Annotated in this window: 24 protein-coding genes; 14 read left to right on the forward strand and 10 right to left on the reverse strand. The window is 70.5% G+C overall.

Going from position 1 to position 25646, the window contains the following annotated elements:
- Positions 1 to 306: 306 nt before the first annotated feature.
- Entirely contained in the window at positions 307 to 930 is a 624-nt protein-coding gene (locus SD455_RS14920) for a malonic semialdehyde reductase (RefSeq protein ID WP_445508574.1), read from the forward strand.
- A gap of 166 nt (positions 931 to 1096) precedes the next feature.
- Positions 1097 to 2707, forward strand: coding sequence for a BCCT family transporter (locus tag SD455_RS14925; protein ID WP_445508575.1), 1611 nt, complete (start codon positions 1097 to 1099; stop codon positions 2705 to 2707).
- A gap of 31 nt (positions 2708 to 2738) precedes the next feature.
- On the opposite strand, the gene SD455_RS14930 is transcribed toward SD455_RS14925, so the two are convergent.
- Positions 2739 to 3710, reverse strand: a complete 972-nt coding sequence (locus tag SD455_RS14930; protein WP_070162166.1) for a bile acid:sodium symporter family protein — start codon at positions 3708 to 3710, stop codon at positions 2739 to 2741.
- Positions 3711 to 3919: 209 nt separating this feature from the next.
- On the opposite strand from SD455_RS14930, the gene SD455_RS14935 reads away from it, so the two are divergent.
- Positions 3920 to 4894 (forward strand): hypothetical protein, encoded by a 975-nt coding sequence (locus SD455_RS14935; protein WP_085437755.1) that lies wholly within the window; start codon positions 3920 to 3922, stop codon positions 4892 to 4894.
- A 56-nt stretch (positions 4895 to 4950) separates the two neighbouring features.
- Here SD455_RS14935 and pulA read toward each other — a convergent pair whose 3' ends face one another.
- A complete protein-coding gene (gene pulA / locus SD455_RS14940; RefSeq protein WP_139827778.1) occupies positions 4951 to 7644 on the reverse strand; it encodes a pullulanase-type alpha-1,6-glucosidase in 2694 nt (897 codons plus the stop codon).
- A 148-nt stretch (positions 7645 to 7792) separates the two neighbouring features.
- On the opposite strand from pulA, the gene SD455_RS14945 reads away from it, so the two are divergent.
- The gene (locus tag SD455_RS14945) at positions 7793 to 8863 is read left to right on the forward strand and encodes a hypothetical protein (protein ID WP_445508576.1); all 1071 of its coding nucleotides are present in this window, start codon (positions 7793 to 7795) and stop codon (positions 8861 to 8863) included.
- 59 nt (positions 8864 to 8922) lie between these two features.
- On the forward strand, positions 8923 to 9657 hold the full coding sequence (gene thiE / locus SD455_RS14950) for a thiamine phosphate synthase (RefSeq protein ID WP_311026264.1): 735 nt from the start codon (positions 8923 to 8925) through the stop codon (positions 9655 to 9657).
- Here the strand turns inward: thiE and SD455_RS14955 are convergent.
- The 7 genes from SD455_RS14955 to SD455_RS14985 form a co-directional block, all read right to left on the reverse strand.
- The gene (locus SD455_RS14955) at positions 9596 to 10390 is read right to left on the reverse strand and encodes a LysR family transcriptional regulator substrate-binding protein (RefSeq protein WP_445508577.1); all 795 of its coding nucleotides are present in this window, start codon (positions 10388 to 10390) and stop codon (positions 9596 to 9598) included. The two genes, thiE and SD455_RS14955, sit on opposite strands and share 62 nt — an antisense overlap.
- Positions 10387 to 11373: a GNAT family N-acetyltransferase gene (locus SD455_RS14960; RefSeq protein ID WP_085437754.1), complete on the reverse strand. Its 987-nt coding sequence runs from the start codon at positions 11371 to 11373 to the stop codon at positions 10387 to 10389. Before SD455_RS14960 ends, SD455_RS14955 begins: the two co-directional genes overlap by 4 nt.
- A gap of 2 nt (positions 11374 to 11375) precedes the next feature.
- Positions 11376 to 12074: a dienelactone hydrolase family protein gene (locus tag SD455_RS14965; RefSeq protein ID WP_070162177.1), complete on the reverse strand. Its 699-nt coding sequence runs from the start codon at positions 12072 to 12074 to the stop codon at positions 11376 to 11378.
- Between the two features lie 64 nt (positions 12075 to 12138).
- Positions 12139 to 13470, reverse strand: a complete 1332-nt coding sequence (locus tag SD455_RS14970; protein WP_311026262.1) for an ABC transporter substrate-binding protein — start codon at positions 13468 to 13470, stop codon at positions 12139 to 12141.
- 96 nt (positions 13471 to 13566) lie between these two features.
- A complete protein-coding gene (locus tag SD455_RS14975; protein WP_139827776.1) occupies positions 13567 to 14478 on the reverse strand; it encodes a carbohydrate ABC transporter permease in 912 nt (303 codons plus the stop codon).
- Positions 14471 to 15451, reverse strand: coding sequence for a carbohydrate ABC transporter permease (locus SD455_RS14980; RefSeq protein ID WP_237090131.1), 981 nt, complete (start codon positions 15449 to 15451; stop codon positions 14471 to 14473). The genes SD455_RS14975 and SD455_RS14980 overlap by 8 nt, the downstream gene beginning before the upstream one ends.
- A gap of 214 nt (positions 15452 to 15665) precedes the next feature.
- The gene (locus SD455_RS14985) at positions 15666 to 16151 is read right to left on the reverse strand and encodes a GNAT family N-acetyltransferase (protein WP_445508578.1); all 486 of its coding nucleotides are present in this window, start codon (positions 16149 to 16151) and stop codon (positions 15666 to 15668) included.
- 82 nt (positions 16152 to 16233) lie between these two features.
- Between SD455_RS14985 and SD455_RS14990 the strand changes: the two genes are divergently transcribed.
- The 9 genes from SD455_RS14990 to gdhA are packed head-to-tail and all read left to right on the forward strand — an operon-like array spanning position 16234 to position 24818.
- Positions 16234 to 16536 carry a hypothetical protein gene (locus tag SD455_RS14990; protein WP_070162183.1) on the forward strand — a complete coding sequence of 101 codons (303 nt, stop codon included), beginning with the start codon at positions 16234 to 16236 and terminating at the stop codon, positions 16534 to 16536.
- A complete protein-coding gene (locus tag SD455_RS14995; RefSeq protein ID WP_085437753.1) occupies positions 16523 to 16828 on the forward strand; it encodes a cation:proton antiporter in 306 nt (101 codons plus the stop codon). The genes SD455_RS14990 and SD455_RS14995 overlap by 14 nt, the downstream gene beginning before the upstream one ends.
- The gene (locus tag SD455_RS15000; protein WP_445508579.1) at positions 16825 to 17772 is read left to right on the forward strand and encodes a hydrogenase subunit MbhD domain-containing protein; all 948 of its coding nucleotides are present in this window, start codon (positions 16825 to 16827) and stop codon (positions 17770 to 17772) included. Before SD455_RS14995 ends, SD455_RS15000 begins: the two co-directional genes overlap by 4 nt.
- Positions 17769 to 18074 (forward strand): NADH-quinone oxidoreductase subunit K, encoded by a 306-nt coding sequence (locus SD455_RS15005; RefSeq protein WP_070158967.1) that lies wholly within the window; start codon positions 17769 to 17771, stop codon positions 18072 to 18074. Before SD455_RS15000 ends, SD455_RS15005 begins: the two co-directional genes overlap by 4 nt.
- A complete protein-coding gene (locus SD455_RS15010) occupies positions 18071 to 19594 on the forward strand; it encodes a complex I subunit 5 family protein (RefSeq protein WP_445508580.1) in 1524 nt (507 codons plus the stop codon). The genes SD455_RS15005 and SD455_RS15010 overlap by 4 nt, the downstream gene beginning before the upstream one ends.
- Positions 19588 to 21123 (forward strand): complex I subunit 5 family protein, encoded by a 1536-nt coding sequence (locus SD455_RS15015; RefSeq protein WP_083277325.1) that lies wholly within the window; start codon positions 19588 to 19590, stop codon positions 21121 to 21123. Before SD455_RS15010 ends, SD455_RS15015 begins: the two co-directional genes overlap by 7 nt.
- Positions 21123 to 22901: a proton-conducting transporter transmembrane domain-containing protein gene (locus SD455_RS15020; protein ID WP_445508581.1), complete on the forward strand. Its 1779-nt coding sequence runs from the start codon at positions 21123 to 21125 to the stop codon at positions 22899 to 22901. The genes SD455_RS15015 and SD455_RS15020 overlap by 1 nt, the downstream gene beginning before the upstream one ends.
- The gene (locus tag SD455_RS15025; RefSeq protein ID WP_085437750.1) at positions 22898 to 23428 is read left to right on the forward strand and encodes a Na+/H+ antiporter subunit E; all 531 of its coding nucleotides are present in this window, start codon (positions 22898 to 22900) and stop codon (positions 23426 to 23428) included. The genes SD455_RS15020 and SD455_RS15025 overlap by 4 nt, the downstream gene beginning before the upstream one ends.
- A 34-nt stretch (positions 23429 to 23462) precedes the next feature.
- The gene (gdhA, locus tag SD455_RS15030) at positions 23463 to 24818 is read left to right on the forward strand and encodes an NADP-specific glutamate dehydrogenase (protein WP_445508582.1); all 1356 of its coding nucleotides are present in this window, start codon (positions 23463 to 23465) and stop codon (positions 24816 to 24818) included.
- 21 nt (positions 24819 to 24839) lie between these two features.
- On the opposite strand, the gene SD455_RS15035 is transcribed toward gdhA, so the two are convergent.
- Positions 24840 to 25613 (reverse strand): TSUP family transporter, encoded by a 774-nt coding sequence (locus tag SD455_RS15035; RefSeq protein WP_445508583.1) that lies wholly within the window; start codon positions 25611 to 25613, stop codon positions 24840 to 24842.
- Between the last annotated feature and the right edge of the window lie 33 nt (positions 25614 to 25646).

Here is a 25646-nt window from a genome sequence, read left to right on the forward strand (position 1 = left end):
TCCCCGGCTCCTCCTGGTGCTGCTCAGTCTTCCGGAACCCTCTGACACATCCCGGAGGAGCGGGACCAGCCGGCCAAGACGCTCCGTCAGATCCGACCCCGGCCCGGCGGTGGCTCCGCTCAGGCCTCCGGTGTGCTCCTGACCCTTCCAGCACGCACTGACATACCTTCGGCTCCTGCCGCCACCCTGCCCCTCCTTCGCCGTGACTCCGATCACATGTCGCTCCGGATCGGAAGAACGCCCCTTCCCCCACCGTTGTTCAGATTTGAACGAGAACCTGCACGCCCCCACCAGCTGAGGAGCCCCATGACCTCCACGACCGCCGAGACCACGATCGTCGAGCGCGAGACCCTGCACCAGCTCTTCGAAGGCGCCCGCACCACCCACCGCTTCACCGACGAGCCGGTGGACCTGGACATCATCCGCCGGGCCTACGAGGACCTGCGCTGGGCGCCCACGGCCTTCAACAACCAGCCCCTGCGGCTGACCGTTGTCGCCGGTGAGGAGGCCCGCCGCGCCGTCGTCGAGCACCTGATGTCCGGCAACCAGGAGAAGACGCTGGCAGCCCCGCTCACCCTGGTGGCGGCCTATGACCCGCAGTGGCATGAGCACAAGCCCTTCCTCACGCCGGGCATGCCCGGTCTGCGGGAGAACTTCGCGGACAAGCCCGACGCCCGGGCGGCCATGGGACGTGACAATGCCCTCATCCAGCTCGGCTATCTGCTGGTCGCGCTGCGCGCCCACGGTCTGCAGGTTGGCCCCATGACCGGCCTGGACCCGGCCGGCGTCGACACCGCCGTGCACGCGGAGAACGACTGGAAGACGCTGGCCGTGATCAACGTCGGCCACGCCCCGGACCCGGAGCACGACGACGCCCAGCACCCCCGCGGCGGCCGCTTCGAGTTCGAACACGCGAGCCAGGTCCGCTGATCCGCGTCCGGCGATCCGGTGTAGGGTGGTGCGAATTCTCGCCGAGCTCACCCAGCCGGATCGCCCGCCGCTCTGCTTCGGCCGGCAGCAGGTCCGGCGCACAGCCTTCCGTGCTCCTGCGCTCTGACACGGCGATTCCCCTCCCCCGACGAACGGACCCGCCGCCATGCCGCAGGACACCCCTGCTGAGCCGCACCCTCCGAGGCCCCACACCTCCACCGCCACGCTGCTGCCCCAAGAGGCCGAGCGCTTCCCTGAGAATCCGCAGAAGCCCGGCACCTCGCTGAACGCGGTCTTCTGGACCGCGGTGACGCTGATCGTCGCGTTCATCGCCGTGGCCGGACTCTGGCCAGAGCGGATGAACGCGACCGCTGGTGCGGCGATGAACTGGGTGACCGCCACCAGCGGCTGGTCCCTGCTGATCATTCCGCTGGCGCTGATCGCCCTGCTGCTGGTGCTGGCGTTCACCCGATTCGGCCGCATCCGCCTGGGCCCGGACGACTCCCGCCCCGAGTACCCCACCTATGCGTGGATCGCGATGCTGCTGGGCGCCGTCATGGGCATCGGCCTGATCACCTACGGGGTGGCTGAGCCGGTCTCCCACCTGTTCGACCCGCCGCACGGGCTGACCGAAGCGGGCAGTCAGGAGGCCGCCGTCGACGCCCTGCGGTTCACCTTCTTGGACTGGGGCATCCACGCCTGGGCCGTGTTCGCGACCTTCGGGCTCGCCATCGGTTACTCCACGCACCGGCTGGGCAACAAGGGGCTGGTCTCCCCGATCCTCCGCCCGCTGATCGGGCGGCACGCGGACGGGCTCCTCGGCAAAGCCGTGGACGTGCTGGTGATCCTCTCCACCCTCTTCGGCACGACGACGTCGCTGGGCCTGGGTGCCGCACAGATCAGCCAGGGGCTCAGCCAGATCACTGGGCTGCCGCTGACCACGGCGTCGGTGCAGATCGGCATCATCGCGCTGATCACCCTCATCTTCACCGCCTCCGCCATGAGCGGGGTGGGCCGCGGCATCCGCTATCTGAGCCAGACCACCATGGTCCTGGCCGCCGCGCTGCTGATCTTCGTGCTGGTGGCCGGCCCCACGAGCTGGCTGATCAACATCTTCTTCCGCTCCTTGGGCTCCTACGCCGGCGGGTTCGTGGAGATCAGCCTGATGCTGCCCACCGACGCCGATGACCTGCAGTGGATGCAGTGGTGGACCTACTTCATGATGGCCTGGTGGATCTCCTGGGGCGCCTTCGTGGGCGTGTTCCTGGCCCGGATCTCCCGCGGCCGCACCATCCGGCAGTTCGTGCTGGTGGTGCTGGGCGTGCCGTCACTGGTGTTCTCCCTGTGGTTCAGCGTCTTCGGCGGCGCCGCCATGTGGATGGACCTGGAACGCGGCACCGGCATCGGGGAGGCCGCCGTCGAAGACGTCAACACCGCCTTCTTCGGCCTGCTCGACCAGCTGCCGCTGACCCTGCTGACCTCCGTGGCCGCCGTCGTGCTGGTGGTGCTGTACTTCGTCACCGGCGCAGACTCAAACACCTATGTGCTCTCGGTGATCTCCTCCGACGGCCGCATGGACCCGCAGCGCTCGGTCATGGCCGTCTGGGGCGTGCTGACCGGCGCGACGGCGGCGGCACTGCTCTACGCCGGCGGCCTGGAGGGCCTGCAGACGGCGGTGATGCTCTCCGCCGCACCGTTCATCTTCGTGATCCTGGCCCTCGCGGTGTCGCTGGTGATGATGCTGCGCCGGGATCCACTGGTGGCGCCGACGCACTGAGGCGGCACTGGACCGGCACTGGACCGGCACGTCAGGCGCCCGGACGACGCCGGCCCCACACAGAGGCCAGCAGCCCGCCGGAGATGTTGTGCCAGACGGAGAAGATCGCACCCGGCAGGGCTGCCTCGGGGGTGAAGTGGGCACCCCCGAGACCTGCGGCGAGACCGGAGTTCTGCATGCCGACCTCCACGGCGATCGCCCGCCGGGTGGGCACAGAGCCGCGGGTGAGGAAGCCGGCCAGGTAGCCGATGCCGTAGCCGCAGCAGTTGTGCAGGATCACGCCGAGGATGAGCAGCACGCCGGCGGAGGCGAGCACGTCATGGGAGCCGGCGACGACGGCGAGCACCACATAGGTGATGCCCAGCACCGAGACCCACGGCAGCGCCGGCTGGATGCGGGCCACGATCCGCGGCAGCAGGAGACGCAGCACGATCCCGCCGACCACCGGAATCAGCACGATCTGCACGATGCTGGAGGCCATGTCGCCTGCCGCCACCGGCAGGTACTGGCCGGCCAGCCACAGGGTCAGCAGCGGCGTGAGCACCGGGGAGAGCAGCGTCGAGATCGAGGTCATGGTCACCGAGAGGGCTACGTCGCCGCGGGCCAGGTAGGTCACCACGTTCGACGACGTCCCACCGGGCACGCATCCCACCAGGATCAGACCGGCCGCCAGCGCCGGGGGCAGCTGCAGCAGCACCGCGATCCCCAGGGCCAGCAGCGGCATGATGCTGTACTGGAAGACCACGCCCAGCAGCACCGGCAGAGGCCGCTTCACCACCAAGGCGAAGTCAGGCAGGGTCAGTGTGAGGCCCATGCCGAACATGATGATCATCAGCGCGTAGGTGACCCCGGCGCCCAGCGGCGCGAACGTGCCGGGCAGCAGCAGAGCGGCCGCGGCCCCTCCGAGAATGAGCAGCGGGAAGACGGTGACGGCGAGCCTTGCGCTGCGCGGGCTCTGATCCGCGGCCGGACGCGCCTGCTGAGCCGAGTGCGTGGGAGACATGGTTCACAGGGTGCGTCGCGCCGGTGATGCTGTCAACGACGTCGGCCCGGGCGTCCAGCATGTGGTCTGGACCGTCATGTCACCCGATCCCGATAGCCTGTGTCCCAGGACGGTACAGCACGGAACAGCTCGGCACAGCACGGTACAGCACCGAACTCGCACACAGCTCGGAGGGACGGATGAGGGGACGCACGAGGACTCCTACGACGATGCGACAGGGAATCGCAGGGGCAGGAGCGACCGGACCCGCGCCGTGGTGGGTCGCGCTCACCGCGGCGGCTCTGCTGCTGACCGCCTGCAGCTCTCCACAGGCGGAGGCCCCCGAGCCGCCGGAGGCTTCGGAGGCCGCAGCGCCCTCCGACACCTCTGACTCCTCTGTGGCAGCCCCGGAGGCCGTCATCCCCACCGAGGAGGAGATCCTCGAGCACGTGGCCGGCGCCGTCTGGGAGCTGCCGGGCGTCGGCCCCGAACCCGAACTGGTCCCGCTGCACGACGGCGAGCGCCACGGCGACGCCCTGGGACGTTCCGACGTCACGTACGAGCTCGGTGACGAGCCCGTGGTGGGCGACATCGACGGGGACGGCATCCCTGACGTCGTCCTGGACATCCTCCGCGTCGACGGCAACGGCTACCAGGTGCACTGGTTCGTCTGGCTGGGCCAGGAGATGACCGAGGCCGAGGACGAGCCGGCGGTGCAGGTCCTGCATCCGGTGGGCCGGGGCGCCCGCTGCGGCGACTGGGTGGATGACGTGCAGGCCCAGGACGGAGCGCTGACCGTGACGTCCTCCCTGCGGCTGCCGGAGGACGCCTGCGCCGAACCCGGGAGCGCCGAGGCCAGCCGAACCCTGACCATCGAGGAGTTCGACGGCGAACCGGTGCCGGTGCAGGTGGAGCCCCTCTCGGCATGGGGCGGGGTCTGCCCGTTCACCGAGCACGAGATCCACCGGAAGGGCTCTCAGCAGGTGCTCACCGCCCCCTCTCCGGAGGCCGATGTCGCCGCCACGCTCGAAGAGATCCCCACCAGCATCGGCATCCAGGGCTCCCTCGACGACGACGGCGCCTTCCAGGTCCAGCGCCATGGCGCGGACGAGGCGTACGCCCTGGTGACCTTCCCCAACCCCTACCTCGCCGAGGACCTCCACTGCGGCTTCGTCGCCCTGGAGGACCTCGACGAGGTCAGCTGACCGGGGTCATACCCCCCTTCCTGGTCACTCGCCACGTACCCTCACGCCACGTACCCTCACTCCACGAACACCGTGGTGGCGCGCGCCGGGGCGGTGAAGGTGCCGGCCTCGGCGTCGAAACCGGCCTCGGCGAAGGCTTCGTCCACCGAGTCCTGCAGCACGGGGTGCAGGTCCATCGCAGCGCCTGCCCGTTCGGGCACGGTCTGCTCCACCGGCTCCGGGGTGGGGTTGATGATGACCGTAACCTGCTCGAAGGCGTCGTCCAGTCCGGACATGTCGATGGTCATGGTGATCACGCCAGGCTCGCCTGCGCCGTCGAGCGGGAACTCGACCCGCTCGGCGACGTCCTCGAAGGTGCCCAGGCTGAACGCCCCGGTGGAGGAGGCGATGCGCAGCTGCTCCAGGTGCCGGTCACGGCTGAACTCGATCTCTTCACAGGTGGGCGCCTCGACGGCGTTCAGCGTCTCCTCCGCCCACGGCCACTTGGCCTCGCTGGTCCAGGCCGGGGGCAGTCCGACGCCGAACCCGTTGGTGGAGTCCCCGAACTCCTCGGCGGCCCCGCACTGCCAGCGGATGGCGTTGAACCAGTCACCCGAGTCATAGGAGTCCCGGTCCAGGGACTTGGACCGCATCAGCTCGGAGCCTGCGGTGACGAATCCTATCCCCTGGCTCAGCGTGGCCAGGGAGAGGTTCACCGACTGCATGCGGGCCCGGTCGAGCCCGGCGACGTCGTGGTCCAGCTTGTAGGCCAGCAGGTCGAAGAGGATCTCGTTGTCGTGGGCGTCCACGTAGGTGACCGCCTCGCCGGGCTGTTCGGTGTAGCCGGCCGGGGCTCCGTTGTAGTCCAGCTCCGAGCCGGGGACGGTCTCGCCCCCGGCGGTGGTCAGCGTGTAGTCGGCGAGGTTGCCGACCAGCCCGATGCGCACCAGGTCCGCGGCGTGCAGCAGCTGGTCGAGCTGCTGGCCCTCGTCGCCGGTGAGTCCGGAGCCGTTGTCCTGGGTCCACAGGCCGGTGCCGAAGCCCTGCATGCGGGGGTCCTCGTCGAACGGCCCGCCGCCGTGGGCGGCGTCGCGCAGGCGGTCATTGAAGGTGGCCACACCAGTACCGCCCATGGTCAGCTGGCTGGCCTGCTCGAACATGGCGTTGCCTGCCACCTCCCCGAAGTCCCAGCCTTCGCCGTAGAGCAGGAAGTCCGGGTCGATCTCCTCCACAGCCTCCTGCACGGCCAGGATGTTGTCCTTCGGGTGGTGGCCCATCAGGTCGAAACGCATCCCGTCGATCCGGTAGGTCTCGGCCCACAGCTGGGCCGACTCCACGATGAACTTGTCGAACATGGTGTGCTCCGGGGCGGTGTTCTCACAGCAGGTGGAGCGCTCCACATTCCCCTCGGCGTCGAGCCGGTGGTAGTAGCCGGGCACGATCCGGTCGAACACGGAAGTGTCGGACAGCCCGGAGCCGGAGGTGTGGTTGTAGACGACGTCGTTGACCACCCGCAGGCCCATGTCGTTGAGCGCCATCACCATCTCCCGGTACTCCAGGATGCGCTGGGCGCCGTCGGCGTCCGTGGCGTAGGAGCCCTCCGGGACGTTGAAGTGCAGCGGGTCGTAGCCCCAGTTGAAGGCGTCGTCGCCGCGGACCTCGCCGATGCAGGCCTGCTGCTCCGGAGAGTCGGGGGCGAACTCGGTGAGGTCGCAGTCCGGCTGAGCCTGGTCGACCTCGGGGATCGTCGCGATGTCATAGGTGGGCAGCAGGTGGACGTGGGTCAGTCCGGCCTCGGCCAGGTCCTCCAGGTGTCCCACGGAAGTGGAACCGCTTTCAGTGAAGGCGCTGTAGGTGCCGCGCAGGTCCTCGGGCATGGTCTCGTCCGCCACCGAGAAGTCTCGGACGTGGACCTCCCAGATCTGCGCGGCCGCGGGGTCCACCGCCGCGGGCTTGTCCAGGCCCTCCCACCCCTCGGGCATGAGGGCGGGGTCCTCGAGGTCGACGATCTGGCTGTGCGTGGAGTCGGCGGCCAACGAGACCGAGTACGGGTCGGTGACCGAGTGGGTCTCCACCTGACCGGTCTCGGGATGCCAGACCTCCACCCGGTAGCGGTAGAACTGCCCTTCCCAGTCCTTCTTGCCCTTGACCGACCAGACGCCGGTCCTCTTGTCCTGCTTCATGCGGTGGACCGTCGGCTCGGCGTCGGGCGTGGTGTGCAGCTCCAGCTCCACGCTGCGCGCCGTCGGGGCCCACACAGCCAGCTCCGGCTTCTTGTTCTTCCAGGTCAGGCCCAGGTCCTCGTCAGCGGCGTCGGCGTAGACGTCATCGAGCACCCCTGCGATCTGCACGCCCGTGGCCTCCAGGACGCCACCGGAGCCGTCGCGGGCCACGACGGCGAGCTCCCCGCGCAGGGCCTCCGCCACGTCCAGCTGCCGCGGCACGGTGAAGGTCGCGTAGTCCGCATAGCGACGGTGGGCATCCGCCTGCTCTTCGGTCATCGCGCCGGCATCCTCTAAGACGTACTCCTCCCCAGCGGCCTGCAGCACGACCTCCTCGGCCTCACCCGAGACGTCGAGGGCGATGGTCTCAGCATCGATCCAGAGGGCACGCTGACCGTCTGCGTCGGCCGATGACGTCGTCGCCGAGGCCGTCGTCGCGGAATCCACGGTGGCGCCGGAAGAGGGCGGGACGACGGGCGCGCAGGCGGTCAGCAGCAGGGCGGCGCTGAGCGTCCCGGCAAGCAGAGGACGGGAACGTGGAGAGGGCACGGGAAGACTTCCTTCCGAGGGATGTCGGGTGATGTGACCCACAGCACACTACGGATCTCTCCGGATTCCTGCAAGCGCTTCCAGTTCCGATACGGTCCGATCGGCTACTCTGAACGACACGGATTCGCCGAGCGGAGGGGACGCCGCCATGATCACCAGAGACTCAGCCGCCAGAGACTCAGCCACCCCACACTCAGCGCGGGCCGTCGCCGTCCTGGCGGCGGTGGGGCTGCTCGCCGCCGGCTGCGGCGCCGACGACGGCGAGGGATCCACCCCGGAGCCGGAGACCACGGCCGCAGCTCCCGCGGCAGACCCCGAACCGGAGCCAGAGCCGGAACCTGAGCCAGAGCCCGAGCCCGAGTACGAGCCGCCGTCCATCGGCGAGCACGCCGCAGAGGCCACCTGGCAGTTCGCCCCGCGCGGGATCAATGCCCCGCTGGAGATCCACCTGACCGAGGGCGAGGCCGAGGACGTCTACGTGGCCTACCGGCACCGGCCCGACCTCGGCGAGGAGATGGATCCGTCCGTCCGTGCCGACGAGCGCGACGCCGTCTACGCCATGGGGGAACCGATCGAGGGGGACCTCACCGGTGACGGCGTCACCGATGCCGTCATCCCGCTGACCGCCACCTTCGGGGAGGACTCCGAGACGCTCTGGTACGTCTGGTTCGGCACCGAGGACCCCGGCGACGACGACCCGGTCGCCGAGCAGCACCCCTTCCCGGTGGACGCCGCGCAGGAGTGCGGCAACGACGTCGCCGACGTCCGCATCGAGGACGGCGCCCTCCACCTGGAGGTCAGCAATGTGGTCAACTACCACTCCGACTGGGAGTGCGACGGCCCCTTCGCCCCTGACGGGCATGACCACCAGCACCTGACCCGCACCGTCGAGGTCGAGGAGTCCGACGGCGAGCCGCTGCTGGTGCAGACCGCACCGGTGCGCGCCTGGGGAGGCGTCTGCCCCGGCACCGACTCCCCCGAGTGGTTCCCCGGCGGGGATCAGGTGGTGACCCTGACCCCGGACCCGGACGGCGAGGTCCTCGACGGCGGTCCCGGTGCGAACCTCTGGCTGGGCGGCTTCTTCTTCGGCGAGGACCCCCTGATGGACGTCAGCGACGACATGGTGTTCATCAGCTACACCCCCAGCGAGCACCAGCAGGAGCAGGCCGCCGGGGGCTCCCCGCTGGCCGGCTGCGGCTGGGTCATGCGGTCCAGCTGACCCGACAGACTGAGCCGGAGGACTGAGCACCCGCGGACCCGACTCGGTACGCTGGGACCATGAACTCACCGGCGCATGACCACGAGCCCTCCGCCCACGAGCAGCACTACGTCGGCCAGCTGCGCCGCCAGCGGCTCACGGCCTCGCGGCTCTACGTCTGCACGGACCTGCAGCGGTTCATCACCGACCCGGAGGCCGGCCCGGTGGACGAGCTGGACTTCGACGCGCTGCGCGACTTCTTCGTGGAGGCCTACTCCGGCGGGGTGGACATCATCCAGGTCCGGGACAAGCACGTCACCGTGCAGACCGAGATCGCCGCGCTGACGCTGCTGCGGCAGGTCGCCGACGAGTACGCGGGCCTCTCCGCGGCCAACGACCGCGCCGACGTCGCGCGGATCACCGGCGTCGACGTCTTCCACGTCGGCCAGGAGGACCTCTCCACGGAGGAGGCGCGGCTGATCCTCGGCGACGACGTCATCATCGGCCGCTCCTGCCGCACCGAAGACCAGGTGTGGGAGGCCGCCAACGACCCCGGCATCGACTACTGGTGCACCGGACCCATCTGGGAGACCCCCACCAAGCCCGGCCGCGCCGCCGTCGGGCTGGACCTGCCCGCCTACGCGGCGCAGCTGGAGACGCCGAAGCCGTTCTTCGCCATCGGCGGCATCGATGCCGAGACCATCCACGAGGTCGTCGAGACCGGCGCCTATCGCGTGGTGGTGGTCCGTGCGGTCACCGAGGCCGACGACGTCGCGGCGGCCGCCCGCGCCCTGCGCGACCGGCTCCCGGCCTGACCTGGGAGCCCCGGCCGCCGGTCCGGCCGTCCGAGCCGCCGGTCTGCCGCCGTCCCCCCGACGGTCGCCCTGACGACCGTCCCGACGTCGAACCCTCGAGCTCCGAACGCCCGGAACCGGCCTTCCTCCCCCGTGCGACGCCGATGAACTCCTGGATGACCTCGTCATCGCGGTCCTTCAACCAGCACAGCCCCACCTCATAGCCGGGCAGACCCTCCACAGCGCGGATCACCACGTCCTTGCGGGACAGTGCGCGGGCCACCGAGTTCGGCAGCAGCAGCAGGCCGACCCCGGAGGCCGCCACCTCCAGCGCCATCCGCTCGGCGGCGGCCAACTCGCCCCCGGCCTTCGGCTCATGGACCGCCGCACTCGGGTCCACGTGGGCCGGAGCCATCTGGGTCGGATCCAGGAAGGCCTCCTCCGCGATGTCCTCCCAGCTCACCGTGTCCTCGGCGGCGGCGACCCAGTGCTCGGCGGCGGCGCAGACCACGGGCAGCTCCTCGTAGAGGCGTACCCGGTGGAAGCGCTCGTCGGTGAGCACCTCCCCGGCCGGCAGGCGCAGGTAGCCGAGGTCGGCCAGCCCGGCGGCCACCCGGTGCAGCTGGTCGGAGCCGTCGGGGGCGCCGTCGTCGTAGTAGTCCACGGCGATGCGGATCTGCGGGAATCGCTGATGCCAGCGCTGCAGCCACTTGTCCGGGGTGGCACCCGGGATCGCGGCCAGGCGCAGCGTCACGCGGTCCCTCCGAAGGTCACCGGTCGGCGCATGGCCGAGGTGGCGAACTTCAGCGTGAAGCCCAGGCGCTCGTAGATCCGGGTGGCTCCCGTCAGGGAGTCGGAGTCGACGTCGAGCTCGATGAGGTCGTAGTCCCCGGTGGCGGCCGCTGCGGCGATGCTCTCGGCCAGCACCGCACTGCCGAGCCCGGTTCCACGCGCAGAGGGGACGGTGCCGACCAGGTCGAGGTAGGCCGCGCGCTCCTCCCACTGGCTGGCCAGCGAATAGGCCAGCACCGCGCCGTCGTCGTCGACGGCGAGGCGGGAGACCGCGTGCCGGGTGCTGCGGGCGGTCCAGCTCTCGTGCCACCTCGCGGGATCGGGGGGTGCGGAGCCCCAGTGGTCGGCGAAGGCGGCGGCGTGGGCTTCGCGGACCGCGGCCTCATCGTCCGGCCCGGGACGGCGGAACCTCACCCCTGGAGGGGCGGCGCGCCCGTCCAGGACGTCGGCGGCAGTCTCCCCGGGAGTGAGGGGTCGCGCCATGAGGTTGAACCACCGGGCCACCTGATAGCCGCGGGACTCATGGAACGCCTGGGTGGCGGAGCCGGCTCGGGCCCCGGCGATCCCGAAGTAGCCTTCCGCGCCGTCGTGCTGCTCACCGCCTTTCTCCGCAGCTCTGGCCTCCAGCCGCGCCATGAGCTCCCTGCCGAGGCCCCGACGACGGTGATCCGCGTGCACGCCGCCGTCGAGCTGCGCGCCCACCAGGCCGTCCCGGTCGGGGGTGCTCTTCACCGTGACCTTGCCGAAGGCCACCAGCTGATCATCCGCCCAGACGGCGAACGTGTCACGCGCCGGATCCAGTTGGGAGGAGTCCAGCTCCTCGGCCAGGTCCTCGGCCGCGTAGTACTCCTCAGTCCCGTCGACGTCGCCCAGATGGTTGACCAGGCCGGCCCATGCCTCGACGTCGTCGCGGGTGATGGTGGACCAACGGTACTCGGTGTCCATGGTCAGACCACCCTGGCCTTCAGGAAGTCGACGGCGCGGCCCCAGGCCAGCTTGGCCTTCTCGGCGTCATAGGTGCCGATCAGGTTCTCGTCATTGTGGAAGGCGTGGCCGGCGTCGTAGTAGTGGAACTCCACCTCCGCACCGGACTCGGAGCGGATCTGCTCCTCCTGGGCCTTCGCCTCCTCCACCGGGTACATGGCGTCCTGCTCCGCGTAGTGCCCCTGCACCGCCGCCTTGACGCCGGTGTAGGTGTCCGGGACGGCCTGACCGACGCCGTAGAACGGCACGGCCGCGGAGATCTTGGCCCCCTGCTGGGCGGCCAGGGCCAGCACGAAGCCGCCTCCCATGCAGAAGCCGATGGCGCCGACCGTCTTGGAGGTCACCGCCTCATGCTCCAACAGGAAGTCCGTGGCTCCGGCCAGCTGCTTCGCACCCTCCTCGGCGGGCAGCTTCGACATCATCTCACCGGCCTCGTCGCCGTCGTGGGTGATCCACCCGCCGTAGAGGTCGGGGGCCAGTGCGACGAAGCCATCGGCGGCGAGCCGGTCGGTGACGTCCTTGATGTGGTCGGTCAGACCCCACCACTCCTGGATCACGATGACCGCCGGACCCGTGCCGGAGGGCGGCAGCGCCAGGTAGCCGTGCGCGGTGCCGCCCTCCGTCGTGAAGGTGGTGTTCTGGTGGGGTGTCTTCTCAGCCATGGTGGGAACCTCCTGTGCCCGAACGAACGTCCGGTCCCACCCTAGCCAACCTGACCGTGGAGGATCAGTCCTCCAGCTCCGCCGCCAGGTCGCGGTCGTAGAGCTCCTGGAACTCCTCCTCCAGGGACTCCAGCTCATCGGCGACGTCGACGTCCTGGGTGAGGATGCGCTGCAGGGTCTGCGCCAAGGCCAGGTCGCCGCCGGGCAGGAACACGCGGGCGTAGTCCTGCACGCGGGCGCGCTCCAGCTGCTCCACAGCGGTCTCGAACTGCGGGCTCTCCTCGTAGACGGCGGACATGTCGGCGTCCTTCTGCACCGGCACGTATCCGGTCGCCTCAGAGAAGGAGGCGGTGGACTCCGGGTTGGTCATGTGGCCCACGAACATCGCGGCGGCCAGCTGACGCTCCGGCTCGGAGTCGGAGGCGATCATCAGGCCTGCGCCACCGGTGGGGGTCTCGCCGTCGCCGGCAGGCCCGCCGGGCAGGAAGGCGGTTCCCACCTCGAAGTCAGCGGTGTCCAGGATGCCGTTCAGGGAACCGGTGGAGGCCACCACCTGGCTGGCCGCACCGGAGGCGAAGTCGTCGGCCTGGTCGCCGGAGGCCACCGAGGCCCAGTCCTCGGCCGCCGCCTGGGCGAACTCGATCGCCTCGACGGTCTCCGGCGAGGACACCGAGGAGAAGTCCCACTCCTCGGACCAGCCGCCGCCGTAGCCCCACACCAGGTTGGCCATGGTCCAGGCCGGGTACTGGTCCTGCGGCGGGAAGGCGAAGGCCGAGGATGCCACCTCGGCGTCCATAAGCTGCTCGGACACCTCGGCGACGTCCTCCCAGGTCTCGGGGACGTCGTCCTCGGAGAGGCCCGCCTCCTCGTAGTGGTCCGCGTTGTAGTAGAACAGCGGGGTGGAGCGGGCGTAGGGGACCCCGTAGTGGCTGCCTTCGTAGAGGTAGTCCTCATAGAGGGCGTCCACGTAGCCGTCGGTGTCCACCTCGGCGGCCTCGAGCAGCTCGTCCACCGGCACGAGGGCGTCGTTCAGGTGGTTCGGGAACCAGGTGGCGTCGGAGAGCACGACGACGTCGCCGACGTCACCGGTGCCCTGGGCGGTCTGGAACCGCTGTGAGGTCTCCTCATAGTTGGCGCCCGAGGTGACGACGTTGACCTCGATGCCGGTCTCCTCGGTGAACCCGGCGATCAGCTCCTCCTCCACGTCCGCGGAGCCGCCGGGGTGGTTGGTCCAGAAGGTGATCTCCTCGGCCGGTTCGACCTCCGACCAGTCGACGCCCTCGACCTCGGCCTCGCCGTCTCCACCGGTGGTGTCGGGACCGCAGGCGGTCAGGGCCAGGGCGGCCACGCCGAGGACGGCGGTGCCGCGGACAGCTCGGGAACTGGTGATCCTCATGATGTGCTCCTCATCGGTGGTGCGGTGTGCAGTGGTGCGTTGGTGCGGTGTGCAGTGGTGCGTTCTTCGGATGCGGGTCTGGTGTGGGAGACCGGGTCATTTCACGGCCCCCTGGGTGAGGCCCGCGACGATGTAGCGCTGCAGGGCGGCGAAGACGATCAGCATCGGCACGATGACCAGCACCGCGCCGGCCATCAGGATGCCGTAGCTGCCGGTCTGGGTCTCGATGGACTGCAGCAGGTTCAGCCCCACCGGCAGGGTCATCTTCTCCGGGGAGTCGATGATGATCAGCGGCCACAGGAAGCTGTTCCACTCATTGACCACGGTCACCAGAGCCACCGTGGCGATGGCCGGCAGAGAGACCGGCACTGCGATCTGGAACAGCTTGCGGAAGTGGCCGGCGCCGTCGAGCTCCGCCGCCTCGAACAGCTCCTTGGGCAGCGCCTTGAAGTGCTGGCGCAGCAGGAAGGTGCCGAAGGCGGTGCCCAGGCCGGGCAGGATGATCCCCCACAGGGTGTCCCGGCCGCCGAGGGCGGAGATGGTCAGAAAGTTGGGCAGCATCGAGACCTCAGGCGGCACCATCAGGGCCACCAGGATGCCCAGGAAGATCAGGTTCGCCCCCGGGACTCGGATGAACACCAGCGCATAGGCGGTGGTGATCGCCAGGACCACCTTGATGGTGGAGCCGATCACGGTCACGTAGATGCTGTTGCCCAGCACCGTCAGCAGCGGCACCCGACGGGCGACGTCGCTGTAGTTGCTCAGGGTCGGGTCCTGGGGCAGCAACGTCGGGTTCAGGGTGACGATCTCGCTGGGGGGCTTGAAGCTGGAGAGGATCATCCACGCCAGCGGCAGCACGATGATCAGAAGGGCCACCAGGATCGGCAGGTAGCCGGTGAGGATGGTGTCCAGGAGGTTCTCGCGGCGGAAGGCGTCGGCCCAGGTGCCGCGGCGGCGCTGGCGGCGCTGCTCCTTGGTGAGGCGCTGCGTCGGGGCGATGTCACGCATAGTGGACCTTCCTCTCGACGTAGCGCAGCTGCACGGCGGTGATCAGGAACAGGGTGAAGAACAGCACCACGGCGATCGCGGCCGAGTACCCGGCGCGCTGGTAGGCGCCGAAGGACTGCAGGTAGATCTCGAAGATGATCGTGTTGGTGCCGTGCCCGGTGGGAGTCATGGTGCGCAGGATGTCGAAGGCGTTCGTCATGGAGAAGATGATGTTGGTGACGAACAGGAAGAACACCGTGGGTGTGAGCAGCGGAAGGATCACGGAGAAGAAGCGTCGGGTGGCGCCGGCCCGGTCGATGATGGCGGCCTCGAGCAGGTCCTTGGGGATGGACTGCAGGCCGGCCAGGAACACCACGGCGCAGTAGCCGAGGTTCTTCCACACGTAGACGATGATCACCATGAACAGCGCCCAGTCCTCGTCCAGGTACCACTGGGGTGAGCTGATGCCGAAGGCTCCGAGGATGTGGGCGAGCCCGCCGCGGTTGGGGTCGAAGATGAAGTTCCACACCAGGGCCACGCCGACGCCGGAGAGCACGTAGGGAGAGAACACCGCGGTGCGGGCGGCGGTGCGCCCGGGGATCTTCTTGTTGATGACCAGCGCGATGAGCAGGCCCAGAATCATGGACCCCAGCACGGCGCCGGCGGTGAAGATCCCGGTGACCCGCCAGACCTCGATGCCGGAGGATGAGGTGAAGAAGTTGACGTAGTTCTGCAGGCCCACCGGGGTGGCTCGGGGCGAACCGAGCCGCCAGTCCAACGTGGAGTAGTACATGTTGGACAGCAGCGGATAGTAGATGAACGCCAGGATCAGCAGAATGTTGGGGCCTGCGAAGAGCAGGAACAGGGACCAGTTCCGGGACTTCGCCCGACGCCGGGCCCGCTTCCTGTTGGCCTCCAGCTCAGCCTCCGTCGGAGCGGGGCGCGCCTGATCCGCCGGTCTGTCATCTTCGGAGGAGGATGTGGCGCCCCTCACGGATCCGACAGACGTGGATCCTGATCCGCCTGATGCGGTCATCGGTGATCCCTTTCTGCCTCGGTGCGAACAGGGCCGCGCACCGGGCAGGTTCCCTCGACCTCGATGCGCAAACCTGGTTCATCCTAACCACACAGGAGTCGTGAATCCCTCGAATCCGTGAATCCGGGATGAACGCCGGGCGGCGGATGCGCGCGCTGAAGGGCTCAGGCGGTCAGCGGACCATCCGGATCTCACGGAGGCCCTCGGCGTCGTCGTCGACGACCTCCGCACCGTCCGCGCGGAAACCCTGACGCTCGTAGAACCGGCGCGCCCGCGGATTCTCGGCGGCCACCCACAGCTGAGCGGGGCGGTCGGCGAGCACCGCCTCCAGCAGTGCGGACCCGGCCCCGCTTCCGTGCCAGTCCTGCCGCACGTAGAGCACGAACAGCTGCTCCGCCCGGACCGGGTCCGACTCGACCGAGGGACCCGCGAGCGCCACACCGATCAGCTCCCCCTCGGCCTCTGCGACGCGGGCGCTCTGCCGCCCATCAGCCAGCACCTGCTCCCACATCCGGACGCGGCTGGCCAGGGCCGCGTCGTCGTAGAACTGTTCGCTGAGCAGCCCGGAGTAGGTCTCGCGCCAGCTGGTGTTCTGCACGGCGGCGACGGCGGAGGCCTCTTCCGGCAGCGGGGGACGGACGATGATGCGGGAATCCATGGTCCGATCATTCCAGGGCCGTGTTGAGTACTGTGGGCACGGAGAGTCTGACCTGCAGGAGCGCACCCCGCCGAGGAGTCCGATGCTCGATCTCATCCTGATCGCCGTCTTCCTGGTCCTACTCGTCAATCTGGTCGTCGCGGCCTTGGTGGGCACGCGTCAGCGGGGTCGGGACAGCTGGCTGCTCATCGTGCTGCTCAGCGGCACCACCGGTGCCGCCCTGACCGCCGTGCTGGCGCTGTCCGTCTCTCCCCCCGATCTGAGGATGCTCGACGTCGGGCTGATCCTCACCGCTCTGGCGGCGTTGACGGCCGCGGTGCGCACCGTGGGGCTGCGCCGCAGCTCTCCGCAGGCACGACGGGGGTCCGCCGATGGTGTCCCTTGAGCTGCTGCGTGAGATCGGCGCCGCACTGCTGCTGATCACCGGCGCGTTCTTCTTCACCGCCGGCACGGTGGGGCTGATCCGCTTTCCCGACGTGCGGAGCCGCTTGCACGCACTGGCCAAGGCGGACACCCTCGGCCTGGGGCTGGTCCTGCTGGGCGTGGGCGTGCTGCTGGGCAGCTGGACGGCGGGCGTGGTGCTGCTCGCCACGTGGATCCTCGCCCTCGGGGCGGCGTCGGCCAGCGCCCACGTGCTGGCCCGCCTGGAGCGGGAGCAGCGGGAGGGGGCGTCATGACGGTGGTCGACCTCGCGCTGGGCCTCGCCGTCGTCGTCACCGCGGGGGCGGCCCTGCTGCCCCGCCGACGGATGACCATGGTCATGGGTTTCCTGGTCATGGCGGTGATCATGGCGCTGGTGTGGCTGCGGCTGGGCAGCGTGGACGTCGCCCTGGCAGAGACCGCCCTGGGCACGGGGCTGCTCAGCGCGATCCTCGTGCTGCTGGCCCGCGGCGGCCCGGCGCCTCAAGGCCCCGAGGAACCCCCGCGCGACGACGGCGCAGCCGGCCGGTGGCTGCCCCGTCTCGCCCGGGCCGGCGCCCCGGTCCTCGCCTGGGCCGTGGTCACGGGTGTCTTCATGAAGGTGTGGCTCGAGGTGGAGCGTCTGCTGCCGGCCTGGGAGGAGACGCTGCCGGCGGCCATGGGGCCCACCGGTGTCGAGCATGAGGTCACCGCCGTGCTGCTGACGTTCCGGTCCTATGACACGCTGCTCGAATCCGCGGTGCTGATGCTGGCCGGGGTGGCCGTGCTGGCCGTGACCGGCACGGAGCTCGGCGGCCGCACCGCCTCCCCGGGGACCACGATGAGCTGGTGGACCCGGGTCAGCGCCCCGGCCCTGGTGGTGGTGGGCCTGTGGCTGCTGTTCGCCGGGAGCTTCGAGTCCGGCGGGGCGTTCCAGGCGGGTGCGGTGCTCGCAGGCCTGATGATGCTCGCCGACGCCTCCGGAGCGCGATCGCTGCCTGATCTGCGGCGGGCGATGCCGTGGGGGCTCGCGGCGGGGGTGCTGGTGTTCCTGGCCGCCGCCGCACTGGGGCCGATGACCGGCCGCGGGTGGCTCGACTGGGAGCCCTCCTGGGGATTTCCGGTGATCCTCACCGTCGAGATCGCCCTGACCGTGGGCATCGCCGCGGCGTTGCATCTGCTCTACCTGGGTGTCCGCGCCCGGCGGGAGGTGGTGGCATGATGCCTCTCGCCGCCGACCAGTGGTACGGGCTGATCGGGATCGCCGTCGCAGTCGCCGGGCTGGTGCGTCTGGTGACGGTCCAGGATCTGGTCGCCCGGCTCGTCTCCCTCAACGTGATGGGCGTCGGCTCGCTGCTGCTGATCATGGCGGTGGCGTCCCGTGGCGCCGAGGTGGATCCGCTGCTCTCCGCCCTGGTCATCACCGGGTTGGTGATCACCGTCGCGTTCACCGGCCTCGGGGCGGTGCTGATCCGTCGGCTGGAAGGGCCCGACGGCGGCGCGGAGGAGGACGAGCTCCCATGACGCTGCCCGAGCTCGCCCTGGGCGCGGTGGTCCTGCTCCCGCTGCTCGCCGCCACCCTGTCCCTGGCTCTTCCTCATGCGGTGCGCCGCTGGGTCGGGCTGACCTCGGCCGCGGGCACGGTGCTGGCCACGGCAGCGGTGGTCGCGGCCGTCGCCGCAGGCCAGGTGCAGGAGCTGGCGCTCTCGGGGCACGGCCCTCCGCTGGGCATCATGCTGCGGGCGGACGGCCTGAGCGCCCTGTTCCTGGCAGCGGCCGCCGCGGTCGGGGCGCTGACCACGCTGTATGCGGCCGTGCTGCCGTGGGCCACCGGCGTGACGGGCGACGACGCACGCGCCGGGCACCCCGCCTTCTGGCCGCTGTGGCTGGGCTGCTGGTCCGGGCTGAACGCAGTCTTCGTGTCCGGAGATCTGTTCAACTCCTATGTGGGGCTGGAGCTGGTGGGGCTCACGGCGATCGGCCTGGTGGCCCTGGGCGGTTCGGACGCCCTGGCCGCGTCCCTGCGGTACCTGTTCATCGCCGTCGCCGGTTCCCTGCTGTTCCTGCTGGGCGTGGGACTGCTGCTGGCCGCCACCGGCCATCTGGACGTGCTGCGTGTGGCCGAGGCGGCCGCCGACGTCGACGGCGCCCCTGTGGTGCTGGCGATGGTGCTGATCAGCGTGGGGCTGGCGCTGAAGACGGCGCTGGTGCCGCTGCACCGCTGGCTGGTCCCCGCCCATGCCGGCGCGCCGGGGGCGGTCTCGCCGCTGCTGTCCGGGTTGGTGATCAAGGCGGCCCTGTTCGTGCTGCTGCGCTGCTGGCTGTGGATCGCTCCGGAGGTCGCCGCCGACGGCGAGGCCGCGCTGCGGGTCCTGTCCTGGGGCCTGGCCGTGCTGGGTGCGGCCGCGCTTCTGGTCGGCGGCGCGGCGGCCCTGCGACAGACGCACCTCAAACCTCTGGTCGCCTGCTCCACGGTGGCGCAGGTGGGCTACTGGATGCTGCTGCTGCCGATCATCACCGACCCTGAGGCCGGCGACGTGGCCGCCGGAGCGGTCGGCGGCGCCGTCGCCCTGGCGCTGAGCCATGCCCTCGCCAAGGCGTCGCTGTTCCTGGCCGTGGGCACGCTGAAGGAGATCCACGGCACCGATGAGATCTCCGCGCTCCGGGGCGCCGGACGGGACCATCCGGTGCTGGTGCTCACCATGGGGCTGGCGGCGCTGAGCCTCATCGGACTGCCGATCTCGCTGGGCTTCCTGGGCAAGTGGCAGCTGGCCACCTCGGCGGTCGCCGTCGCCCAGCCGGTGATCGTGCTGGCGCTCGTCGCGGGCACGCTGCTCTCGGCCGCCTACCTGCTGAAGGCGGTGGGGCCTCTGCTGGTGGAGGCCGAGGATGACGAGCAGCCGGTCGGTCCTGCCCGGGGCGGGCTCGGCACGGTGCCGCACACTGCGCAGGGCGTCCCTCTGGCGCTGAGCCTGCTGACGGTCGGCACCGGGCTGCTCGGGGCCTGGACCGACGCCGTGCTGGGGGTGGGGGCGCCATGGTGACGGCCGAGGCGACGCTGCAGGGGTCCCTCCACGAGACCCTCGGGGGCATCATCTCCTGGCTGCCGCTGGTGATGGTCCTGATCTCGCTGGTCGCGGCGGCGGCGATCTTCCCGCTGGCCGAAGGACGCGTGGGCACGCGGTCGGCGATCAACATCACGGCGGCAGCGGTGAAGGTCGCGCTGGTGGCCGCCCTGGTGCCCCCGGTCGTGGCCGACGGCGTCCGCCCGGAGGTCTCGATGCCGTTGCTGCCCGGCATCGACCTGGTGCTGCGGGTCGACCCGCTCGCCCTGTTCTTCGCCGGGCTCTCAGCGATCCTGTGGCTGCTGACCACCATCTACGCGATCGGCTACCTGGAGGGCAGCCCGCACCGGAGCCGATTCTTCGGCTTCTTCAGCCTGTGCGTGACCGCCACGGTGGGGATCTCCTTCTCCGGCAACCTGATCACGTTCCTGGTGTTCTATGAGCTGCTCACCGTGGCCACGTACCCCCTGGTGGCGCACCGGGGCACGCCGAAGGCGCTGCATGCCGCCCGGATCTACCTCCGCTACACGCTGACCGGCGGGCTGGTGCTGCTCACCGGCGTCGTCTGGCTGACCATGCTGGCGGGCCCGGTCGACTTCGCCGAGGGCGGGGCCGAGTCCGTCGCCGAGCTGGCGCAGGCCTCCCCGCAGGTCGCCACGCTGATCTTCGTGCTGCTGATCGGGGGACTCGGGGTCAAGGCCGCGCTGGTGCCGCTGCACGGGTGGCTGCCGCTGGCGATGATCGCGCCGGCTCCGGTCTCCGCCCTGCTGCATGCGGTGGCGGTGGTGAAGGCCGGGGTGTTCGGCATCGTCCGGATGGTCGACGACGTCTACGGGATCGAGGTCGCCGACCAGCTGGGGGTGCTGACTCCCCTGCTGGTGGTGGCCGCGGTGACCGTGGTCTACGGTTCGCTGCGTGCGCTGCGCCAGTCCGACCTCAAGCGGCGCCTGGCGTACTCGACGGTCTCGCAGGTCAGCTACGTGGTGCTGGGCATCAGCATGCTGGACATCACGGCGACCGCCGGCGGGGTGGTGCACCTGGTCCATCAGGGGATCATGAAGATCACCCTGTTCTTCTGCGCCGGGCTGTTCGCCGAGACCCTGGGAGTGCACCGGGTGGAGGACACCCGAGGGCTGGGGCGGCGGATGCCGCTGACCTCTGCGGCGTTCACCGTCGGCGCCGTCGGCATGATCGGCCTGCCGCCGACGGCGGGGTTCATCTCCAAATGGCAGCTGGGGCAGGGCGCTCTGGCCTCGGAGCACAGCTGGGTGCTAGGGGTCCTGGTGCTGTCCTCGCTGCTGAACGCCGCCTATTTCCTGCCGGTGGTGATCCGTCTGTGGGCGCCCGTCGACGCCGCACAGCCGGGCTCACCGGTGCGGGAGCCGCGGATGCTCATGGTCCCCGCGGTGACCACTGCCGCATTCACGGCCCTGGTGGGCCTGGGGGCGTCGCTGCCGTTCGCGCCGCTGCGCGTGGCGGAGTTCATCGCCGAGGGGGTGTTCGGCTGATGCTCCTGCTGCTGTGCTGTGCGCTGCCGCTGCTGCTGGGCGGTCTCCTGCTGGCGGGCCGGGCCCTGCCGGAGCCGCACCGAGACCGGGTCACGACGACGGCGGCGCGGCTCGCACCGTTCGCCGCCCTGCCAGCCCTGATCCTTCCGGTCGCCGCCCGTGGAGGCCCGGAGCAGTCCGCGGTGGAGGTCCCTGGCCTTCTCCTGGGCACCAGCCTGATCCTGGACGAGACGAGCAGGCCGCTGGTGGTGCTGACCGCACTGCTCCACGCGGCCGCCCTGGCCACGATCGCCTGGCGGCCGGCGCCCGGGCCGCGGGACCGCTCGCTGCCGATGCCCGTGCTCAGCGCCTTCCTGCTGCTGTGCCTGGGCGGCACGCTGGGCGTGTTCCTGGCGGCTGACCTGGTCACGTTCTATGTGGCCTTCGCCGTGATGAGCTTCGCCGCGGCGGGGCTGGTGATCCATCACCTGGACAGGGCCGCGGTCCGGGCCACCCGCGTGTACCTGGTGCTCTCCGTGCTCAGCGAGACGGCTCTGCTGGCGGCTGTGCTGATGGTCGGGGCCGCCGGCGGCCTGCGCCTCGCCGAGTCGCCCGCCGCCGTCGTGGGCTCTGACCATACGGGGCTGATCCTGGCGCTGCTGGGCTTCGGTCTGGGGATCAAGGCCGGTGTGGTGCCGCTGCACCTGTGGCTGCCGCTGGCCCATCCCGCCGCTCCCCCGGCCGCCTCAGCGGTGCTGTCCGGGGCGCTGGTCACCGCTGGGCTGCTGGGGTTCCTGCGGTTCAGCCCGGAGGTGGCCCAGCCGGGGGCCGGGGCCGCCCTGATGGTCGTGGCCGCCGCCGGTGGGCTGTTCGCCGTCGCCGTGGGCGTGCTGCAGACGGACCCGAAGGTCGTGCTCGCCTATTCCACGGTCTCGCAGATGGGCCTGGTGACGGCCGTCGCGGCGGTGGCGGTGGTCGAGCCCTCCCTCGCCGGGAAGGTCACGGCGGCCGTGGTCGTGTACGCGGTGCACCATGGCCTGGTCAAGGGTGCCCTGTTCCTGGCCGTGCCGCTCCTCAGCGCCGGGGGTTCTCGGCTGGTCCGGGGAGCAGTGGCCGCTGGGACGCTGCTGGCCGGGCTGTCTCTGGTCGGCGCCCCGCTGACCACGGGGTGGGCCGCCAAGTATGCGACCAAGGACGCGGTCGCCGCCGATGCGCCCGCCCTGGAGTCGGTGCTCCCGTTCTTCGCCCTCGGCTCGGCGCTGCTGATGGTGCGGCTGGTCCGAGTGCTGCCCGCAGCAGGGGCCCGGAACGCCAGGAATCCGGGGGCGGGCCCGCTGGGGGCGTGGGCCGTCATCGTGTTGGGCGGTGCCGCCGTGCCGTGGTGGATGGCCGCAAGCTCTCCTGAAGTCTCGACCCCAGGGTTCGATGCCGCCGCGGTGGGCGAGGGTCTGTGGCCGCCGGCGGTGGCCGCCGTGCTGAGCGTGGTGGCGATCCTGGTGGGGCGTCGGATCTCACCGCCGGCCGTGCCCGCCGGTGACCTCGTGGTGCCGGCGGAATCTGCGGTGGCTCAGGCCACCGACGCCACCGATCGGGGGCTGCGGACGCTGGGACGCGCGGCCGACTCCGCCGCGGAGGCGTGGCGGCAGGGCTGGTCCCGTGCGGCCGCGGCCGCCCGCGCTCTCGGGCAGCGCGCCGACTCCGGTCTGGAGGACTGGATCCGCTCCGGGGCGGTCCTGCTGGCGCTGCTCGCCGCCGGTTCCCTGCTGGTGCTGATCGGTTCAGGAGGTGGCGGCGGATGATCGCGCGCTGGGTGTCGGCCGCGCTGCTGCGCGGCCTCGTCGTCGGTCTGCTGTGGACGGGCCTGACCCAGGCCGCCCCGGAGAAGCTGGTCTATGGGGCGGTGGCCGTCGTCGTCGGCGTCGGCGTGAGCCTCTGGCTGCTGCCTCCACGGCCGGCGGTGGCCGGGGGAGGCCTGCCCCGGCGGGCGGCGGCGGTGATGCGGCTCGGAGCGTGGTTCTTCCGCCAGATGGTCGTCGGTGGGGTCGACGTCTCGCTGCGCGCCCTGGGTCCACGCTCGGCGGTCCGCCCCGCGGTCGTGCGGGCGCCGCTGCGCCTGCCTCCGGGGGCCCGCCGGGAGATCGCCCTGCTGCTGATGAATCTCATGCCGGGAGCCCTGGTGCAGGCCGTCATCACTGGAGAGGATGAGGACCGCGAGGGCTCCGGCCACCACCACGGGTGGGTCGAGATCCACACGGTGGCGGAGTCCCTGCGTCCCGACGAGCTCTGGGACCGGCTGGTGGAGCTCACCGGCGCGCTGCACCGGTAGAGTCCGCCCCGACGGCACAGGAGGAAGGAGGACGATGAGCCCGCACAGCGCACACATCGCCCGGGTCTATGACCAGATCATCGCCAGGAACCCCGGAGAACGGGAGTTCCACCAGGCAGTCGAGGAGGTCTTCGAATCCCTGCATCTGGTGCTGGAGAAGCACCCCGAGTACATGGACAGCTCCGTGCTGGAGCGCATGTGCGAGCCGGAGCGGCAGATCATCTTCCGCGTGCCGTGGACCGCCGACGACGGCGCAGTCCACATCAACCGCGGATTCCGGGTCCAGTTCAACTCCGCCCTAGGCCCCTATAAGGGCGGGCTGCGGTTCCATCCTGACGTGCTGCTGGGCACCATGAAGTTCCTGAGCTTCGAGCAGGTGTTCAAGAACAGCCTGACGGGTCTGCCGATCGGCGGCGGCAAAGGGGGCAGCGACTTCGACCCCAAGGGACGCAGCGAGACAGAGATCATGCGGTTCTGCCAGTCCTTCATGACGGAGGCGTACCGCCATCTCGGGGACACGGTCGACGTCCCGGCCGGAGACATCGGCGTGGGCCGCCGGGAGATCGGCTTCCTGTTCGGCCAGCACAAGCGCATCACCAACCGCTATGAGGCCGGTGTCATCACCGGCAAGGGCACCACGTGGGGCGGGTCGCTGCTGCGTCCGGAGGCGACCGGGTACGGCACCGTGTACTTCACCGAGCACATGCTCCGCAGCCGCGGGGAGAGCGTCGACGGGCGGCGGGTCATCGTCTCCGGGTCGGGGAACGTGGCGATCCACGCGATCGAGAAGGTCCAGGAGCTCGGCGGCACGGTCATCGCCGCCTCCGACTCGGCAGGCTGCGTCCATGACCCCGACGGCATCGATCTGGAGCTGCTGCGGGAGGTCAAGGAGCACCGGCGGGAACGCATCTCCGCCTACGCGGAAGCTCGGCCCCGGGCGCGGCACATCGACGGCGCGGTCTGGTCGCTGGCGGCGGAGGAATCGGCGGACATCGCGCTGCCGTGCGCCACGCAGAACGAGATCGACGGCGACGCCGCGCGCGCCCTGGCCGAGGCGGGGATCCGTGCGGTCGCCGAGGGCGCCAACATGCCCTGCACGCCGGAGGCGGTGGACGTCTTCCAGGAGGCCGGGGTGCTCTTCGCTCCCGGAAAGGCCGCCAATGCCAGCGGGGTGGCCGTGTCCGCGCTGGAGATGCAGCAGAACGCCAGCCGTGATTCATGGACCGCCGAGTACACCGACGAGCGCCTGGCCGAGACGATAGAGCACATCCACACCCTGTGCGCCTCCACGGCGGAGGAGTACGGCGTCGCGGGGGACTATGTGGCCGGGGCGAACATCGCCGGGTTCCTCCGTGTGGCCGACGCGATGCTGGCTCAGGGGGTCATCTGAGCAGGTGGTGGGCGCCTCCGCTCAGCCGCTCACCACCTGGACGGTCCCCCGGATCAGCGCCCCGAGCGCCCCGAGCCCGGCAAGCACCATCGCCACGGCGCGAGCCTGAGCCGGGGGGACGATCCTTGCCAGCCGCCCGCCCAGCAGGATCCCCAGCAGCACGGTGATCACGATGCCGGGGAACAGCAGTCCCAGGTGCAGGTGGCCCTGCCCGACCTCCTCCACGGAGCCGAAGAGCAGCTTGGTGACCACCGAGGCGATGCCCATGGTCATGAACAGCGGCTGCATGGTCGCGGCGAAGCCCTGCTGGTCCCAGCGGGAGAGCCGCGAGTAGATGACCATCACGGGCGCGGCCACTCCGGAGGTGGTGTTGAAGAACCCACCGAGGATCCCTCCGACGACGCCGGTGGTGCGCCCCTCCCAGCGCGGCAGCTGCGGCAGCGTGACGGTGAACAGCAGCGCACAGAGCACGATGGCGCCCAGGATGATGGACAGCCATCCGGCAGACAGCTGTCCCACCAGCCAGGCGCCGGGGATCGCCCCGATCACGGTGACCGGGCCGAGCACCCGGTAGCGGGCCCAGTCGATGCGCGGCCACACGGCGAGCATGATGAGGAACCCGGAGACGATGGTGGTCATGTTGGTGATCAGCACGCCCAGGCCGGGTCCGAGCAGGATGGAGAGCACCGGGGCGACCACGAGCCCCACGCCGGAGCCGGAGACACGCTGCAGGACGGTGCCGACGAGCACTGCGGCGGCGATGACGAGCAGCGGGGTCAGGACCGTCAGGGACACGCAGGCCACTGTACTCCTGCGCTCCGTCCGGAC

This window comes from Nesterenkonia sp. K-15-9-6, assembly GCF_052656005.1.